The organism is Pseudoclavibacter sp. 8L (assembly GCF_902506465.1).
Classification (GTDB): domain Bacteria; phylum Actinomycetota; class Actinomycetes; order Actinomycetales; family Microbacteriaceae; genus Pseudoclavibacter.
The window spans coordinates 518,819-535,611 of the sequence record NZ_LR733186.1; the positions used below are offsets into that span (position 1 = coordinate 518,819).

Here is a 16,793-nt window from a genome sequence, read left to right on the forward strand (position 1 = left end):
GCGGAGCGCGGTGCGCCGCTCGGTCATTCGCCCTCCCACATGGGCACCCGCAGTCCGCGTTCCCTCGCGATATCGGCGGCGTGCTCGTAGCCCGCGTCCACGTGCCGCATGACGCCCGTGCCGGGGTCGTTGGTGAGCACGCGCTCGATCTTCTGTGCGGCGAGGTCGGTGCCGTCGGCCACGATGACCTGACCGGAGTGGATCGACCTGCCGATCCCGACGCCGCCGCCGTGGTGGAGGGAGACCCAGGTCGCCCCCGAGGCTGTGTTGAGGAGCGCGTTCAGGAGAGGCCAGTCCGCGATCGCGTCCGAACCGTCCTTCATCGACTCGGTCTCGCGGTACGGCGAGGCGACCGACCCGGAATCGAGGTGATCTCGGCCGATGACGATGGGCGCGGAGAGCTCGCCGGACGCGACCATCTCGTTGAACTTGAGCCCGGCGAGGTGCCGCTCCTGGTAGCCGAGCCAGCAGATCCTGGCGGGAAGGCCCTCGAAGTGCACCTTCTCGCTCGCGGCCGTGACCCAGCGGTTCAGTCGTTCGTCGTCGGGGAACAGCTCGAGAATCGCTCGGTCGGTGGCGGCGATGTCAGCCGGGTCGCCGGAGAGCGCCGCCCAGCGGAAGGGTCCGCGCCCCTCCTCGAACTGCGGTCGGATGTGCGCTGGCACGAATCCCGGGAACTCGAAGGCTCGCTTGTACCCGCCGAGTTTCGCCTCGGCACGGATGGAGTTGCCGTAGTCGAAGACCTCGGCCCCGGCATCCTGGAACCCGACCATGGCCTCGACCTGCTTGGCCATGGAGGCGCGGGCACGGTCCGTGAAGCCGACTGGGTCGCGCTCTGCCTCGGCCTTCCATTCCTCGACGCTCACGCCCTCGGGGAGGTAGGCAAGCGGATCGTGCGCGCTCGTCTGGTCGGTGACCATGTCGATGGCGACGCCCCGCTCGAGGAGGAGCGGGAAGATCGTCGCCGCGTTGCCGACTACGCCAACGGAGCGAGGCTCGCGGGCTTCCTTCGCGGCAAGCGCTCGCTCGACCGCTTCGTCGAGGTCGTGGGTCATCTCGTCGAGGTAGCCGTGCTGCACGCGGCGCTCGAGCCGGCTCGCGTCCACGTCGACGATGAGGACCACGCCTTCGTTCATCGTGACGGCCAGCGGCTGCGCACCGCCCATGCCACCCGCGCCGCCAGTGAGCGTCAGGGTGCCCGCCAGCGTGCCGCCGAAGCGCTTCTCGGCGGCGGCCGCGAACGTCTCGTAGGTGCCCTGGAGGATGCCCTGTGTGCCGATGTAGATCCAGGAACCCGCCGTCATCTGGCCGTACATCGTGAGGCCGGCAGCCTCGAGTCGGCGGAACTCGGGCCAGTTCGCCCAGTCCCCAACGAGGTTCGAGTTCGCGATGAGGACCCGAGGCGCCCACTCGTGGGTGCGGAAGACGCCGACGGGCTTGCCTGATTGGACGAGCAGCGTCTCGTCGTCCTCCAGGGTCGTGAGGGTGCGGACGATGGCGTCGTACGCCTCCCAGTTGCGCGCCGCCTTGCCCGTGCCGCCGTAGACGACCAGGCTCTCCGGGTGCTCCGCCACTTCGGGGTCGAGGTTGTTCATGAGCATGCGGAGCGGTCCCTCGGTCTGCCAGCTCTTCGCGGTGAGCTTCGACCCGCGTGGGGCCCTGATGTTCTCGTGTGCGTTCATGTGCGTGATCCCTTGGTGACCGGAAAGAGTGAGGAATGGGGACGACTGCTGCCCGGGACCGCTCAGGCGGGGCCGGAGCGCGCTGACGTCGTCGCGCTGAGTGAGTGCTGGATGCTGACGGCCGCGCCGCTGAGGAGAGTGCCGTAGCGCTCGACCTTGCTCGTCGTGATGCGGTAGCTCGGAACCAGCACGCTGAGCGAGCCGATGATGCGCTCGTCGAGCACGATAGGGGCGGCGACCGCGGTGACGTCCTTCTCGACGCCGCTCTCGAGCGTGACGTAGCCGACGGCGGGCGTCTCACCTCGAAGCACCCGGCCGGTGGCCGAGCCCTCGAGCGGAATGGTGCGTCCGACCCAGTTGGCGTGCCGGACGGAGTGGGTGCCCTCGTGGATGGCGATGTAGAGGGCCTGGTCCGCGTGACCGGGCACGCTGAGGTAGACCGACTCGCCGGTCGACTCTGCGATGTCGCGCAGAGCTGGCGAACAGAGCAGCGCCAGGTTGTCGTTCGAGAGCGCTCGCGCCCCGAGCTGCATGATCCTGCTCCCAGCGCGGAAATCACCGGCTTCGTCGCGGCGCACGAAACCGGAGGATTCGAGCGTGCGCAGGAGCCTGAGCGACGTGCTGGGTGAGAGTTCCGCGAGGCGCGAGCTCTCGGCCAGGCTCAGGCTGCCGTGCTCGCAGACGATCGCGAGCAGGGAGAGCGCCCGTTCGACTGTTCGAGTCGAGGGTTCGGCCATCTTGCCTCCTTCATTGCAGGCAACCGTAGACGTGGAGCGTTACGCGGATCGACCGCGCTTGTTTCCACCTAGTAAAACTCGCCTGCCATCAGATGGCAATACTCTCTTCAGTCTCGAGACGCTGCTCGAACGACCGCGAACAGCCCGGGTCCGCCGGAGAACGCCGCCGTCGCACATCCCTCGAGCACCACCGTGTCGAAGCGGGCGAGGACAAGCGGTCCGCAGATCAGCTCACCGTCGAGAACGACGACTGCCTCGGAATCGAGTGACAGCTCCCGAGCATCTCGGACCACGGCCACTTCGAGAGCGGGACTCGCATCGGAGTACATGAGATTCAGCACCTGCGAGCTGCCAGCGACGGATGCCCCGACGACGTGCTGCGTGCCGGCGAACCGTGCCTGCTCCCCCGGGCCGAGCACCACCTCCCGGCCGTCGATCTCGAGACGTACCGCGTCGATCGCGAGCTGCACACGCTGCGTTCGCGGGATAAGCGAGAACTCGGCACGCTGGTCGATCGTCGCGATGCTCAGCGACCAGCCACCTCCGGTCGGCATGGCTCTGATGGCGCGCGTCACCCCCAGACCGTTCTGCCAGGGCGCGGGCTGGAGGTCGTCGTAGCGGATCACGTCGGCGGAGGTCATGGCCCCATTCTCCAGCCCCGCGATCAGACTGGCAGAGGTCAGCCGCCCGTCGAGCCGCCGCTTCCGCCGCCGCCTTTCACCGTCGAGCCGAACCCGGACTTCCCCGTCGCCCCGAAGCCGCTCTTCAATGGTGCCCTCGAGCCGACGGTCGCTCCCGCTGGCGCCCTCTGCGCGACGTCGGAGTGAGCCGACGAGCCCGGGGCCGCGAAGCCGCCGGAGGTGACGGGCGCCCACGAGCTCACGCGAGTGCTGTTCCAGCGGGAGGACGCGAAGAGCACCGGCCCCAGCCAGAGCGCGGAGCTGTAGTGGGTTCCGTAGCTGCTCGACGACTCGCACAGGGACTCGGCGTCTCCCTCGACTTGCTCACCCTGCTGCTCGAGAAGCTGGATCTGCTCGTTCACGTCGGCGAGGCAGTCTTCCTTCGACGTGTAGGTCGGGCGTTCCGCACCGTCGGGCAGCACGTAGTTCTCGCCGTCGGCTCCTTCGACGACGACCCCATCATCTGGGACGGTGCTGCAGCCGGCGAGGAACATCATGGCGGCCGCGACTCCCATCGCACCGACGGTCTTCGTCGTCGACGGGCGGGCGATTCCGGACAGGGTCACGCCACGGCTGCGGCGCAGCTTCGGTTCGTACGTCATGGTCGCTCCTCATGGTCGGTAATGTAGTGGGGCACGAACTCGGCGAGGTCGCCCGTGATGGGCCCACTTGTCTCCCGAACGTCGATGCCAGCCGGCGTCTCTCCCACGACCCAGGAACCCACGATGACCGTCTTGCCATCGATGTTCGCGAGCGTGGCCCGCTCCTGGTACACGAAGCCCTCCGCGCCGTAATCGCCGCCGTTCTCGGCCGTCTTGCGTCCCACGAGGTCGTACATCGTGACGTTGGCTCCCTCGCGTCCGAGCTTCGGCTTCTCCACGTACGGCCTGCCACGGAGTCGATCGGGGGTCTGGTAGGCGGCGAGCAGCAGCGGATGATCGGGGAAGAGCTCCCAGAGCACGACCAGGAGCTGCTTGTTGGAGAGCATCATCTTCCAGATCGGCTCGACCCAGGCGGTTGTCGCTCGCGTCGTCGGGAAGTACTGCGCGAACTCCTCACGCACCATCCACTCCCAGGGGTACAGCTTGAAGATGCGCTCGATGCGCTCCCCGTCGCCATCGACGAAGCCGTGGGCGTCCTCATCGAACTGCACATCCTCCATGAAGATCTGCTTCACCTCGAAACCGGCGAGACGCGCCGTCTCCGCCATGTAGCCAACGGTGTCGGCGTCCTCGACGATGAGCTGCCCGTCGCCGCCGTCGTGCAGCGACGCAAGATGGAGCCGCGCGCCCTGCGGAAGGAACCAGCGCTGCACTCGGAGGTGCACCCACTGCTCCACGAGCAGCTCGTGCAGGAGGTTGAACTGGTCGGCACCGTCACCCCGTGTCTCGACGAGCCACTGCCATTGCGCGGCGGCGGACTCCACGAGCGACGTCGGTGTGTCCGCGTTGAACTCGAGGAGCTTGATCGTGCCTGCAGCGTCGTACGCGAGGTCGAATCGTCCGTACATGGTGGGATCGTCCTCGTCCCAGGACTTCTCGACGAGGTCCCAGAGCTCGACCGGGATGCTGAACTCGGCGAAGCGACGATCGCGCACGATGTGCTCGCAGGCCTCCATGCAGAGCCGGAACAGCTCAGCCGTCGCCTCCTCGAACGCATCGATCTCGGCCCCGGTGAAGCCGTAGGCGGCCTCCTCCTGCCAGTACGGCCGCCCGCCCTCGGACTCCATGTCGTAGAAGGTGAAGCCGATGGAATCGAACCTCGCTCGCCAATCGGCTCGCGGAGCACTGTACGTGCGAATCACAGCTCGTCCATCCTCGGATCTCTCCACTCACCGACTGAACTGCCGATGAGCATCCCCAGCAACAGTAGGGGCAGGGGGTCGAGAATACCCGGAGAAAAGGCGCTGAGAGGATGCCCTGGCCGTACCGACTCCCGGCCGTGGCCTGTCTCCGTGTCTAGGGAGCCGTCGACTGGTCCGGTGCGGCCGATTCGGACTCCGTCGGCGATGTCGGGGATGCCGGCTCCTGCGATTGCGAGGGAGCTGGACTGGGAGACTCGGGCTCTTCGCTCGGCGACGTCGATGGCGGCGGCGTGGACGACTCGGTCTCCGTGGGAGACGGTGCCGGCGACGTCGTGTTCTTCGGGGGCGTCGAGGGCTGGGCGGTCTGCGCGGGCGAAGGCGTGTCCGGCACCTTGTCAGCCGGCGGCTTGAGCGTCTGTTCGTTCTCCTCCCAGAATTCCTTCTCCGACTGGTCGTTCGTCGGCGGGTTCCACGTCGGTGCCTCACCGAAGATGTCCACGGCAGCCCCGTCCGCGTACTTATTGAGGAACTTCTGGGGGTCGACGTGGGTCCTATCGACGATGGTCTCCAGGTGCAGGTGCGGCCCGGTCGAAGCGCCAGTGTTGCCGAGCAGGCCCACGAGCTGTCCGGTCTTGACCTCGTCGCCGACCTTGACCGCGGGCGAACCTGCGACGAGGTGGGCGTACACGGAACGCACCTGCAGGCCATCGATGCGGTGCTCGACGACAACGTGGGCCCCGAGGCCGCCGCTGTCGGTCGGAACGGATTCGATCACGATGCCGTTGGCGATGGTCCCGACCCGCGTACCCTGCGGGCCGGCCATATCGAGGCCGCGGTGGTTCGAGGAGCATCCAGAGCACGGTGAGTTGCGGGGCCCGAAGCCATCGCTGATCCGCACGAGGCTCATGTCGACGGGCCATTGGACGCCTGGTGCCACGGTGCCATCAGGGGATACGGCGGCGGTGTTCTGCACGACAGGAACATCGCGGGCGTCGATGAGTTGACCGGGAACGCTGCCGGAGACGGTGTAGGTGACCCCGTCGTGCTCCTTGGAGCTCACGACCGGCACCGTCGACTGGCCGTCGTCAACTGCGCCCGTCACGGCAGCTGCGCCGATCGATGCGGCGGCGATGAGGCCGAGAGTCGCGGCGACGACTGGAACGGCGAGGAGTCTGGCGCGACGGCGTTCCTTCGCTCTGCGCGCGCGTCGACCCGGGACGTCGAGGTGGGTGTCTGACGTGGCGGTGGGTGACTTCGGCAAGGGAGTCTCCTGCAATTCTGCAAGTTGGTGCTTCACGGGCAACGTGTCCGAGTCTAAGGACCCTCGCGCGAATGCGGAAGTGCCGATTCAGTACGAGGGGGCTTATTACGCGCATTCCAGCACGCTCTACCCACAGTGAACGTCGCTAATCCCCTCAGATATCAAGAAGACGCTCACTGAACGGGGACACGAATTTCCGATCCGCATCCGCCTCGGAGACAAGGCGCCGGAATGACGGCAGGCGCGGATAGAGATGATTGAATTCATCGCGGTCGAGCGAGGTGAGCTTGCCCCAGTGGGGCCTCGCCTCGAATGGGCTGAGACTGCGCTCGATGACGGACAGGAGTTCCAGGACGGGTGCCGCGAGCTTCTTCCACGTGAACGCCACGCAGAGGACGTCCTCGCCCTGGGTCGGGCTGAGCCACAGCTCATCCCCCGCCATTGTCCTGAGCTCGCAGACGTGCAGCAGCGGCTGCAGGCGTGCGGAATGCGCACGGATCGCCTCGAGAGCCGCCCCCGCATGGCGGAGCGGCACGAAGTGCTCGCTCTGCAGCTCCGAGCCGACGCTCGGTGCTGAGCCGATAGGAAAGTGCGGAAGTCGATCCCACCAAGGTCCCACCGAGCCGTCCCGGGCGGTCACGGTCTCGGAGTCTGGCTCGCCCGGGAGACGGGGGGAACCGAACAGATCGTCCTCGACATCGATGTCATCCGCGGACTCCGGGACTCGAGACTTGACGAGCACCTCGCTGACGGCATCGTCGAAGGTCGTGAATGCGCTGACCTAATAGCCCGCCCGGTGAACCTGATCTAGATTTTCGAGATAGACGCGCCAGGGCATTGGCCCGTAGGCGTCCTGTCGCATGCTGTAGCGGGGCTGAATATCCAAGGTGACCCGCGTGACTATTCCGAGCAGGCCGAGGTTGAGGACTGCGCCGTTGAAGTCTGCGGAGTGCCGCTCGATGGTCCGAAGCGAGCCGTCTGGACCGAGGAACTCGAGAGCGCGTACCGCGGTGCTGAGAGAGCCGAGAGCAGTCCCGGATCCGTGCGTCCCAGTGGCGACGGCTCCGCCAACGGAGATGTGCGGCAGCGACCCCTCGTTGTGGAGCGCAAATCCTGCCCGGTCTATCTCGGGCGCAACCTCCCCGTAGGTGGCCCCGGCGCTCAGCGTGACGGTCATTGCGGGCGCATCTATGACCAGATCCGCGTTGAGGCCACCGAGGACGACGAGGACGCCCGAGGAGTCAGCGACATCGCTGAAGGAATGGCGAGTGCCGAGTGCGTGCACACGGTCGCTCTCAGCCACGATGCCTGCCGTCTCGTCGATCGACCGGGGCTCGACTATCGCTCGTGCCGAGTAGGTCAGCGACCCGGCCCAGTTCAGACGGCGCTGTTCTGGGCTGTTCCTCGTCATCAGCTGCACGCCTTCGTGAGTCTTGTTGCTGGGCGTCTCAAGAGGACCACGTGTCGACGTGCCCACGCAAGTCCGTTGACCAGAACTCCATCACCTCGGACACCAAGTTTCCCGCGGCACCCGAGGACTGCGGCGGGTTATCTCACCGTCACGGTCTGGCAGGGCGGGAAATAATCCCTGCCTGCGCCGAAGTTGATGCCCACCGTGCAGATGGAGTATTCGCCGGGTCTCAGGTCGAAGGTCATCGAATAGGTGTGTCGCCCTGGGATGCCGTACTCGTAGAGATGCGTCGAAGCGCGTGAGGCCATGGTGGTGTTCCAGACTCCATTCACGGTGATACCGACGGGAATCGACCTGAAGAGGTCCGAGGAATCGAATGCGTGGCCGGAGACGGTCATCATGCTCCCATTCACCGAGATACTCACGGTTGACCGTGCTTCAAACTGCTTGACCGCGGCGCTGTACGTGTTGCCGTCTCGCGCGAACGTCGCAAAGTACCTTGCCGCGACCTTCTGTCCGGTGCTGTTCATGTGCGTCAGGTCGCTCTCCGACATCCAGAACGAACGGGGATTGAGGCCACGGGCGATGCTGTCGCGGTCGGCCTGAGTTGGAACGAGACCCGCGTCGTAGAGCGCCCCGTTCGAGAGATAGTCGGCAAGGGGAATGACGCGTTGTCCATAGTGCTGCCTGATCCAGGTGTTGATGTTCTTGCGGTGCGCCGTGAGGGGATGCTCGTTTCCACCCCATGCCGGTGGGAGCTCGACAACGTAGAACGGCGCGTTCGAGGTGGCCTGGTGCAGCTTGATCAGACGGGCCGTATCGTCCTTGACACGTTCGGGGTCGTCGAGGTCGTTCGACCCGAGCCAGAAGATCGAGACAGCGCCGGGGCTCGGCTTGTCGAGGGAGACGATGGGGGTGTTCTTCGCGACTGACACTGCGGTGCCGGCCTCATCTCGGGTGAACACCCAGAGCTGGCTCGGGTCATCCAAGTCAGGTCGGGTGCTCAGCTTGCCCTTGATGGCGCCGATCTGCGCGTCCATGACAACCCGCCCGAGCTTCTCGTCGCCGTACGCCTTGCCGACGGGGATGCCGAGCTGCACAGAACCGGACGATGGGATCGTGACGTCGCGGCTCAGGTACATCTGGTGCACGCCTCCCGCCGTGGCGATTGCGGTCGAGGTCATTCCGCCAGCGGAGTTGTTGATGACATTCCACCCGGGCATGGCGTCTTGGAGGGCGCCGTTGCAGATCCAGTTCAGGCTCGAGGAGCCGTAGCACTGGACGCTCTGCGGACTCGCGCTCAGCGCCTGCTCGACATCGACAGCAGCGCTGCCCACGGATGTGGTGACCGTTGGGGGCGTCGGTGGCAGGGATGCGGAAATCGCCGGGTTCACCGCCGCACCCAACAGGGCGGCACTCAGCACCAGAGCGAAGAGCCGGCGGCGAGTTGCGCTTCGCATGTCGGGTTCCGTTCGTTTCGTCTGGGGAGCGGCACCCGGACTGCGCGTCTTGGTCGTCTCGGCCAGGCGGACGACGACAAGCAGCGGCCGGAAACTCGTGAGAGATGCGGGCCACAGGGGAACACCCACTGGGGATAGTTCTGAACCCTAGCGCCCGTTGCCGGCGACTCGCGACCCTGGTTGGGGTGGGTCTCACCTGGCGCCACGGAACGGTGTGGCTGCTGTCCTCAGGCTCCGCCACATTGGTCCTGCCCTGCAGCCACAGCTGCTCCGGGCGCTCCTGGCACAGCGCGTGACGTGCACAGACGAAAATCGGCGGACGCGAGGGATTGCTCCGCTCGCGCCCGCCGACCTGGTGATGCACGCCGAACCGCTCCACGTTTCCGCGAGCAGATTCATTCAGCTCCCTGAGATGGACTCGAACCATCAACCTGCCGGTTAACAGCCGGCTGCTCTGCCAATTGAGCTATCAGGGATTGGCAACTCGAAGAGACTAGCAACACCTTCGCCCGAATGCGAAATCGAGCCGCTGGCGTGTCGCGCGTGCCGCGAAGCTGCCGTCTTCGAGCCCTCCTCAGTAGCCCCGAACCGGGTCCGCGATGCCCACGAACCGGCCCGTGGACACGAACGCCTCCACGTTGCGTCGCACACGCTCCTGGAGCAGCGGCTGCACCATCTCAGGCGTATCCGCCGCGTGCGGCGTGATGATCAGACGCGGCGTGGTCCACAGCGGGTGCCCGTCCGGCAGCGGCTCGGGCGAGGTGACGTCGAGACCGGCCCCAGCGATCCAGGACTCCTCGAGCGCCACCTGGAGCGCGTCAGGGTCGACCAGCGGCCCCCTGGCGATGTTGACGAGCACAGCGGTCTCCTTCATGGCACGCAGGCGCTGCTCGTTGATGAGTCCGCGCGTCTCGTCGGTCGCCGCCGCGGCGACGATGACGACGTCCGCATCAGGCAGCACCTCATCGAGCCTGTCTGCGGTCACGGTGCGAGTGGAACCCTCAACCGGCAGGTCGCGAGCCCGGACGATCGTCGTCGTCACGCGGAAGGGCTTGAGCAGGTCGAGGAGCTCGAGCGCGATACCGCCAGCACCGATGATGACGACGTGCCTGCCGTACAGCGAGGTGCCCGTCTTCTTCTCCCACGTGTGTGCGGAAAGGCGCCGAGGGAACTCACGGAGCAGGCCGAGCGTCAGCGCAAGCGCATGCTCCGCGACAGGCTCGGCGTACGCCCCCTTCGCAGAGGTGAAGAGCACCCCGCGCTCGGCGTGCGGCTTCAGCCTGGCCGCGAAGTTGTCGATGCCAGCGAAGGGCAGCTGCACCCAGGTGACCTGCGGGTTCGCCTCGAGAGCGTCGATCAGCCCCTGCACCTTGGATGCGGACAGGTAGACGATCCCCCGAGTCTCCGGGCCGAGGTCCACAAGTCGTCCGCCGTTCGCGACGACCGCGTCAGCGAACGGGGCAGCATCCCCTTCGGGGAGCAGCGTCACTGCCCCGGATTCGGGGCGAGCATCCCCCTCGAGCTGGGTCGCCTCCTCAGCCAACCTCGCCGTGTGCTGAACCTGCGTGCTGCTCGCGCTCATCCGCTGCTACTCCTTCTCGGTGCCGTCTTCGTCAGTCTGGAAGCGCGCGAATTCCGCGCGCTGGGACACGAGCTGCTCGCGGGCGGTGCGCTCGGCATCCGCGCTCTGCTGCTCCACGTCGGGGTCGCCGAACAGGCCATCAGCCACGAGATCCATCGCTGCGAGCGTCTCTCGCTCGACAAGCCCTGGTAGGGGCGTCAGCGCGTACTCGCGCGCCTCACGCATGCGCTTCAGGTAGGCGTGATGCGGGTCGGCGAGGACCTCGTCGATGGTGCCACGGGCAAGCACGAAGCCGCGATCGAGCACCAGCACGTTCTTCGTCAGACGCTCGATCGCGCGGAGATCGTGGCTCAGCAGGATCATCGTGCAGTTGCGGGCCACGTTGATGCGCTCGAGCAAGCTGAAGAGCGCCGGCCTCGCGATGATGTCGACGCCCTGCGCCGGCTCATCGACGACCAGCACGCTTGGCTCCACGATGAGGGCCTGCGCAAACGCGACGCGCTGACGCTGACCTCTCGACAGCTCGAAGGGGAACTTGCCGAGCATGCCGAGCTCGAGGTCGACCGCGTCGATGAGCATGGCCGCAGCTCGCCCGAGACGCTTCCGGTCGAACGAGCGATCACGCGACAGGATGGGCTCCGCGATGTTCTCGGCAACCGTCAGGTCGTTGCGCAGCTGGTCGCCGGAGTCCTGCGCGAGGTAGCCGATGTCCAGATCGATGCGCCGGCGGTCGAGTCGCGACGGGTGACGCAGGTCCATGCCGACGACCTCGAGCGTGCCGCCCGTGATGAACGGCCACTCCCCCTTGCCGGGGCGGCGACGGCCGGACAGGATGCGCCCCAGGGCGGACTTGCCGGACCCTGCGGTGCCCACGACGCCCAGGATCTCACCGGCCTCGAGCTCGAACGAGATGCCGCTGACGGCTTCGTGCTTCCGATTCGACCCGTGCTCGATGTAGGAGATCGACAGGTCGTCAGCGACGACGGCCCGTTGATGATCTGCGCTCGTTGCCATGCCTGGTCTCCCCTTTTGTTCTCCGAACCCGCCGGAACACCCGTCGCTCGGCCTTCGAGCAACGAGCCCACCGTGCGAGCCTAGCCTTCGCGCAGCTCGCGCTTCTGATTCTCGATCGACATGAGCTGCTCGTTCAGCGACCGGAAGCGCTCCGGCTCTGCACGCCCATCCGTTCGCTGCAGCGCACCCAGCAGCTCGGCCTTCCTCCGCAGGAGGTCGCGTTCCACCAGCGATGCGCTCAGCGACCGGACGTACAGGTCGATCTGCTCGTCCTTGCTCCCCGCGGGAATCGACGCCATGGCCAGCTCGGTCACGAGCGTCGTGAACGCCTGCGGCACTTCCTCCCCGATCCGCGTGATCCATTCCATCGAGCCGAGGGAGTCTCGGGTCGCGACGATGCCATCGCGCACCGTCGAGAGCGACGCATTCGTGAAGCCCGCAGCCATGACCTGCTGGAAGCGCTCGTCGGAGAGTCGTCTCGGGTGCTGCAGCACCGCCATCAGCGTGTCGCGCTCGAGGCGAGTGACGGGATCGTTCGGCAGGTCGCTCATGCGCACCGCGCGCACTGCGCCGCCGCCGAAGTCGCTTGTGTCCGGCGGGAAGTCGTACCCCTCACCGTCTGGGAACGGCGGCTCCTCCTCGAAGTGACCGGAGGACGGACCGCGCTGCCCACCCGGCCGAGAGCGCTGGTCGGGCGCACGAGCCGGAGCGCGGGTCGCCGCCTGCCCGCGCGGCGCGTTCTTGCTGGCCCCCCTCGCCGCGCGCACGGCCTGCTCCACCTGCACGAGGTCGATCCCGAGCATTCCCGCAAGGCGCCTCGAGTAGCCGGGCCTCATCGCAGGGTCGCGGATGCCGGCGACCACGGGAGCCGCCTGCCGGAGGGCAGCGACCCTCCCCTCGACGGTGTCGAGGTCGTGCCCGAGCAGCTGCTGCGAGATGACGAACTCGTACATCGGCATGGGATGGTCGATGAGCTCGCGCACGGCAGCATCGCCCCGCGCGAGACGGAGGTCACAGGGGTCGAGCCCGTCACGCGCGACGGCGACGAACGTCTGCGCCACGAAGCGCTGCTCCTCCGCGAACGCACGCATCGCGGCTTTCTTGCCCGCCTCGTCCGGGTCGAACGTGAAGATCACCTGTCCGCCGGCGGATTCATCGTCCATGATCCTGCGCAGCACCTTGATGTGGTCGACGCCGAACGATGTTCCACACGTGGCGACCGCCGTCTGCACCCCCGCGAGATGCGCGGCCATGACGTCGGTGTACCCCTCGACGACGACGACCCGGCGCTGTTTGGCGATCTCACGCTTCGCGACATCGAGTCCGTAAAGGACCTGCGCCTTGTGGTAGATCGGCGACTCGGGGGTGTTGAGGTACTTCGGCCCCTTGTCGTCCTCGTAGAGCTTTCGCGCCCCGAACCCCACCGTCTGACCAGAGGTGTCGCGGATGGGCCACATGACCCGGCCGCGGAAGCGGTCGTAGCTCGATCCGCGCTCGTTGGTCGAGAGCAGCCCCGACTCCTTCAGCTCCGGCGTCGTGAAGCCGAGGCCCGCGAGGTGCTTCGACAGGGAGTCCCAACCCTGTGGCGCGTACCCCACACCGAACATGGCCGCGGCACTCGGATCGAACCCACGCCCGCCCAGGAACTCACGAGCCGCTTCTGCCCCGGGCGCCTGCAGCTGCTCGCGGTAGTAGGTCTCGGCAGCCGTGTGCGCCTGCAGCAGCCGGAGACGCTTCGAGTGGTCTGGTGCATGACCGCCGTCTTCGTACGTGAGGGCGTACCCGAGGCGCCCCGCGAGGCGCTCGACGGCCTCGGAGAAGGTGACGTGGTCGATCTTCTGCAGGAACGTGAAGACATCACCGGACTCACCGCATCCGAAGCAGTGGTAGTAGCCGAGCTGCGGCCTCACGTGGAAGCTCGGCGTGCGCTCGTCGTGGAACGGGCAGAGCCCCTTCTTCGACCCGATCCCCGCATTTTTGAGGGTGACATGGTCGCCGACGATCTCGGAGATGTCCGTGCGAGAGCGAACTTCCTCGATATCGCTCTTGCGGATCAGTGCCATGAAGCCACCCTAGACGGCACCTCCGACGCTGCAGCGAGCCGGTCGTGCCAGACGAGAGCGCCCTTGTCGGTGAGGTTCGCGACCTGGTCGACGACGACCCGCTTGCGCTCGGTGTCATCACCGGCCGCCCGGAAATCGGCGGCGAACGCCGCGTCGAGGTGCTGATCACCGGTCTGCCAGAACATGTCCGACAGCTCGACCAGGATCTTCCGCTGGTGCTCGTAGATCGGCCGACGCGCATCCAGCGACATGACGAAGCCCGCGACGATGCCCTTGAGCAGCGCGATCTCGGCGCGGATCTCACGTGGCACGACCAGCGAGGCCCGGTACCGGATGAGCGACTCGCCCGGCTGCGCGGCCCACGTGGCGGCCGTCGCGGCCTTCGCGAAGCGACCGATGAGCTGCGACGTCAGGTTCTTGAGCCCCGCCTGCGCGACCCTCGACCCGTCGTACTCGCGCATCCAGTAGGGCTGCGCCTGCAGGCGAGTGAACGCCTCGTCGAGTTCCTCCTCGGAGAACTTCGAGCCCGACCAGTCGGCGGCCGCGTACAGGATCGCCGGACGATTGGCGAGGTCGTCGAGTTCGGGGAGCGAGACGAACGACTCCACGATGGCGTCTTCGAGGTCGTGCACGGAGTAGGCGATGTCGTCGCTCAGGTCCATGACCTGGGCCTCGATGCTGGTTCGCCCCTCAGGCGCGCCCTGTCGCACCCAGTCGAAGACCGGGCGGTCGTCGGCGTACACGCCGAACTTCCCAGTGCCGCGCTCCGCCCCCGCCTCCCGCGTCCACGGGTACTTGCAGCTCGCGTCGAGGCTCGCCCGAGTGAGGTTGAGTCCGTAGTGCTGACCGTCAGGACCGAACACCTTCGGCTCGAGGCGGGCGACGATGCGGAGGGTCTGGGCGTTGCCCTCGAACCCGCCGATGTCCTGCGCCCACTCATTGAGCGCCTTCTCGCCGTTGTGCCCGAACGGCGGATGCCCGAGGTCATGGGCCAGGCACGCCGTGTCCACGATGTCGGGATCGAGTTCGAGCGTGCCAGCGATCTCGCGTCCAACTTGCGCGACCTCGAGCGAGTGCGTCAGACGGTTGCGGGCAGCGTCGATACCAGCCGTCGGCGAGAGCACCTGCGTCTTGGCCGCCAGTCTGCGCAGAGCGCTCGAGTGGACGAGACGTGCCCGGTCTCTGGCGAACGTCGAACGTCGACGGTTCTCGTGGTGCTCGGGAAGGAATCGCTCTCGATCGTGGTCGCCGTAGGGACTCCGGTCGATCGGCTCAGGGGGAAGCGTCACCCTCAGCCTCCCGAGTGGGACAGCTCGGCGGCGGCGATGTTCGCCTTCTGGTCCTCGTTGAGCTCGCGAGACTCGAGCCAGCGGTCCGGCAGCGACGGCCGCTTGGGGGTTCCCGCTCGCCCGCGAGGGCCCTCGGCGTCCTGCCCCGGGTAGGCCTGGTCGCGGTCCAGCTGAGCCAGGAGCCCGTCGAGCTCCTCGAGCGTCGACATGAGCGCGAGACCGGAGCGTACATCGGAGCCCACTGGGTAGCCCTTGAGGTACCACGACATGTGCTTGCGCATCTCGCGGCAGGCACGAGCCTCCTCCTGGTGGAACTCGGCGAGGAGCTCGGTGTGTCGACGGATCGCATCCCCCACGGCCCCGAGTGTCGGCTGGATGCGCGTCGCGTCGCCGCGGAAGGCAGCAGTGAGATCGCCGAAGAGCCAGGGGCGTCCGAGGCAGCCGCGCCCGACCACGACACCGTCGCATCCGGTCTGCTCCATCATCCGCAAGGCATCCTCGCCCGCCCAGATGTCGCCGTTGCCGAGCACCGGGATGCTCGTGACGGTCTCCTTGAGCTTGCCGATGGCATCCCAGTCAGCCTGCCCCGAGTAGAACTGCGAGGCCGTGCGCCCATGGAGCGCGACGGCTGCGACGCCAGCGCCCTCCGCGATACGGCCGGCTTCCAGGTAGGTCAGGTGATCGTCGTCGATGCCCTTGCGCATCTTGATCGTGAGCGGGATGTCACCGGAGGCCTCTGCTGCTCCCTCGACGATGGCCCGGAAGAGGGAGGTCTTCCAAGGCAGCGCCGCCCCGCCTCCTCGCTTCGTGACCTTGGGCACAGGGCACCCGAAGTTGAGATCGATGTGATCCGCTCGGTCCTCGGCCACCAGCATCGTGACGGCCTCGCGGACGGTCTTGGGGTCGACTCCGTAGAGCTGGATGCTCCGGACCTCTTCCGACTCGTGGTGCTCGATGAGGCGCATGGTCACGGGCGTCCGCTCGACGAGCGCGCGCGAGGTGATCATCTCCGAGACGTAGAGGCCCGCGCCGTACTCACGGCAGAGGCGCCGGAAGGCGGAATTCGTGATGCCCGCCATGGGCGCGAGCACAACTGGAACGTCGAGAACCAGAGGGCCGATGCGCAGCGGCTTCGAGTCGAGTGCAGTCAAGGTCATAACCGATCAATTCTCGCAGGTCGAGGCGACTTTCGCACGCCCGCCCCGACACGTTCGGACAGGAGATGCTCGTCGCCTCAGATGACGATCTTCAGCTCGGGAGCAAGCTCGAACCGCAGCTCCATCGGACCAACCGCCGAGGTCGAGACATCGAAGACCAGGTGGACGCGGGTGGAGGTGAACGGTGGGAGCTGCTTCTCGGCCGCGGGTCCAGCAGACAGGTCCGTGCCGTAGGCGGTGGTCTCGTCGTCTGCGATCGATGTCTCCCCCGCCGCGTCCGCGAGTTCGAAGACGTCGGGCGCGAGGGAGATCGACTCGCCGCTCCCATTTCGGAGATCGACGTCGACGACGCAGAACTGGCCAGCGGCGCTCGCGCTGCCGCCCCGCCAATCGTGCCGCGGCAGGCCGCACTGGATCTCGCTTGCCGACAGCTGCACACCACCGACGCTCACCGAGCCGCGTGGGAGCAGCTCCGACGCCGGTCCCCGCCAATCGGGGATCGCCGCCGGGGCATCCAAGGTGGCGGATCCTCGGTCGGTAGCTCGGGCGGAGATGAACACATAGCTGACCACCGCGAGCAGGACAAGCACTGCCGCGATCGCCAGGAGCCCGGGCCGCAACGAGCGACCCGCCCGCGTTTTCGCGGACGGGCG

15 protein-coding genes and 1 tRNA gene are annotated in these 16,793 nt (G+C 67.0%); all 16 read right to left on the reverse strand.

Annotated elements, in window-relative coordinates; translation table 11 throughout:
• Nucleotides 1–23 precede the first annotated feature (23 nt).
• Nucleotides 24–1,682 carry a urocanate hydratase gene (gene hutU / locus GV007_RS09295; RefSeq protein ID WP_160072073.1) on the reverse strand — a complete coding sequence of 553 codons (1,659 nt, stop codon included), beginning with the start codon at nt 1,680–1,682 and terminating at the stop codon, nt 24–26.
• Between the two features lie 62 nt (nt 1,683–1,744).
• On the reverse strand, nt 1,745–2,419 hold the full coding sequence (locus GV007_RS09300; RefSeq protein WP_160072075.1) for an IclR family transcriptional regulator: 675 nt from the start codon (nt 2,417–2,419) through the stop codon (nt 1,745–1,747).
• A 107-nt stretch (nt 2,420–2,526) separates the two neighbouring features.
• Nucleotides 2,527–3,060 carry a HutD/Ves family protein gene (locus GV007_RS09305; protein WP_160072077.1) on the reverse strand — a complete coding sequence of 178 codons (534 nt, stop codon included), beginning with the start codon at nt 3,058–3,060 and terminating at the stop codon, nt 2,527–2,529.
• A 38-nt stretch (nt 3,061–3,098) separates the two neighbouring features.
• Nucleotides 3,099–3,701: a hypothetical protein gene (locus tag GV007_RS09310; protein ID WP_160072079.1), complete on the reverse strand. Its 603-nt coding sequence runs from the start codon at nt 3,699–3,701 to the stop codon at nt 3,099–3,101.
• Nucleotides 3,698–4,903, reverse strand: a complete 1,206-nt coding sequence (locus tag GV007_RS09315) for a glutathionylspermidine synthase family protein (RefSeq protein WP_201297647.1) — start codon at nt 4,901–4,903, stop codon at nt 3,698–3,700. The genes GV007_RS09310 and GV007_RS09315 overlap by 4 nt, the downstream gene beginning before the upstream one ends.
• A 154-nt stretch (nt 4,904–5,057) precedes the next feature.
• Nucleotides 5,058–6,164 carry a M23 family metallopeptidase gene (locus GV007_RS19200; RefSeq protein ID WP_160072081.1) on the reverse strand — a complete coding sequence of 369 codons (1,107 nt, stop codon included), beginning with the start codon at nt 6,162–6,164 and terminating at the stop codon, nt 5,058–5,060.
• A 154-nt stretch (nt 6,165–6,318) separates the two neighbouring features.
• Nucleotides 6,319–6,804 (reverse strand): D-arabinono-1,4-lactone oxidase, encoded by a 486-nt coding sequence (locus tag GV007_RS09325; protein ID WP_160072083.1) that lies wholly within the window; start codon nt 6,802–6,804, stop codon nt 6,319–6,321.
• Nucleotides 6,805–6,945: 141 nt separating this feature from the next.
• A complete protein-coding gene (locus tag GV007_RS09330) occupies nt 6,946–7,575 on the reverse strand; it encodes an FAD-binding protein (RefSeq protein ID WP_160072085.1) in 630 nt (209 codons plus the stop codon).
• A gap of 137 nt (nt 7,576–7,712) precedes the next feature.
• Nucleotides 7,713–9,035: a hypothetical protein gene (locus GV007_RS09335; RefSeq protein WP_160072087.1), complete on the reverse strand. Its 1,323-nt coding sequence runs from the start codon at nt 9,033–9,035 to the stop codon at nt 7,713–7,715.
• 403 nt (nt 9,036–9,438) lie between these two features.
• Nucleotides 9,439–9,511 (reverse strand) — tRNA-Asn (locus GV007_RS09340).
• 98 nt (nt 9,512–9,609) lie between these two features.
• Nucleotides 9,610–10,617, reverse strand: coding sequence for an NAD(P)-dependent oxidoreductase (locus GV007_RS09345; protein ID WP_201297648.1), 1,008 nt, complete (start codon nt 10,615–10,617; stop codon nt 9,610–9,612).
• 6 nt (nt 10,618–10,623) lie between these two features.
• Entirely contained in the window at nt 10,624–11,631 is a 1,008-nt protein-coding gene (locus GV007_RS09350; protein ID WP_160072089.1) for an ATP-binding cassette domain-containing protein, read from the reverse strand.
• 80 nt (nt 11,632–11,711) lie between these two features.
• On the reverse strand, nt 11,712–13,694 hold the full coding sequence (gene dnaG / locus GV007_RS09355) for a DNA primase (protein ID WP_160072091.1): 1,983 nt from the start codon (nt 13,692–13,694) through the stop codon (nt 11,712–11,714).
• Nucleotides 13,685–14,983, reverse strand: a complete 1,299-nt coding sequence (locus tag GV007_RS09360; protein WP_236558441.1) for a deoxyguanosinetriphosphate triphosphohydrolase — start codon at nt 14,981–14,983, stop codon at nt 13,685–13,687. The genes dnaG and GV007_RS09360 overlap by 10 nt, the downstream gene beginning before the upstream one ends.
• A 2-nt stretch (nt 14,984–14,985) precedes the next feature.
• Complete coding sequence (gene dusB / locus GV007_RS09365; RefSeq protein ID WP_160072093.1) at nt 14,986–16,140, reverse strand: tRNA dihydrouridine synthase DusB; 1,155 nt, start codon at nt 16,138–16,140, stop codon at nt 14,986–14,988.
• Between the two features lie 77 nt (nt 16,141–16,217).
• Complete coding sequence (locus GV007_RS09370; RefSeq protein WP_160072095.1) at nt 16,218–16,760, reverse strand: DUF4352 domain-containing protein; 543 nt, start codon at nt 16,758–16,760, stop codon at nt 16,218–16,220.
• Nucleotides 16,761–16,793 lie beyond the last annotated feature (33 nt).

Excerpts from the sequence above, each read along its gene's own strand:
- GV007_RS09305 (WP_160072077.1), bottom strand. The coding sequence starts at position 3,060 with ATGACCTCCGCCGACGTGATCCGCTACGACGACCTCCAGCCCGCGCCC.
- GV007_RS09330 (WP_160072085.1), bottom strand. The coding sequence starts at position 7,575 with ATGACGAGGAACAGCCCAGAACAGCGCCGTCTGAACTGGGCCGGGTCG.
- hutU (WP_160072073.1), bottom strand. The coding sequence starts at position 1,682 with ATGAACGCACACGAGAACATCAGGGCCCCACGCGGGTCGAAGCTCACC.
- dusB (WP_160072093.1), bottom strand. The coding sequence starts at position 16,140 with ATGACCTTGACTGCACTCGACTCGAAGCCGCTGCGCATCGGCCCTCTG.
- GV007_RS09345 (WP_201297648.1), bottom strand. The coding sequence starts at position 10,617 with ATGAGCGCGAGCAGCACGCAGGTTCAGCACACGGCGAGGTTGGCTGAG.
- GV007_RS09310 (WP_160072079.1), bottom strand. The coding sequence starts at position 3,701 with ATGACGTACGAACCGAAGCTGCGCCGCAGCCGTGGCGTGACCCTGTCC.
- GV007_RS09350 (WP_160072089.1), bottom strand. The coding sequence starts at position 11,631 with ATGGCAACGAGCGCAGATCATCAACGGGCCGTCGTCGCTGACGACCTG.
- GV007_RS09300 (WP_160072075.1), bottom strand. The coding sequence starts at position 2,419 with ATGGCCGAACCCTCGACTCGAACAGTCGAACGGGCGCTCTCCCTGCTC.
- GV007_RS09335 (WP_160072087.1), bottom strand. The coding sequence starts at position 9,035 with ATGCGAAGCGCAACTCGCCGCCGGCTCTTCGCTCTGGTGCTGAGTGCC.
- dnaG (WP_160072091.1), bottom strand. The coding sequence starts at position 13,694 with ATGGCACTGATCCGCAAGAGCGATATCGAGGAAGTTCGCTCTCGCACG.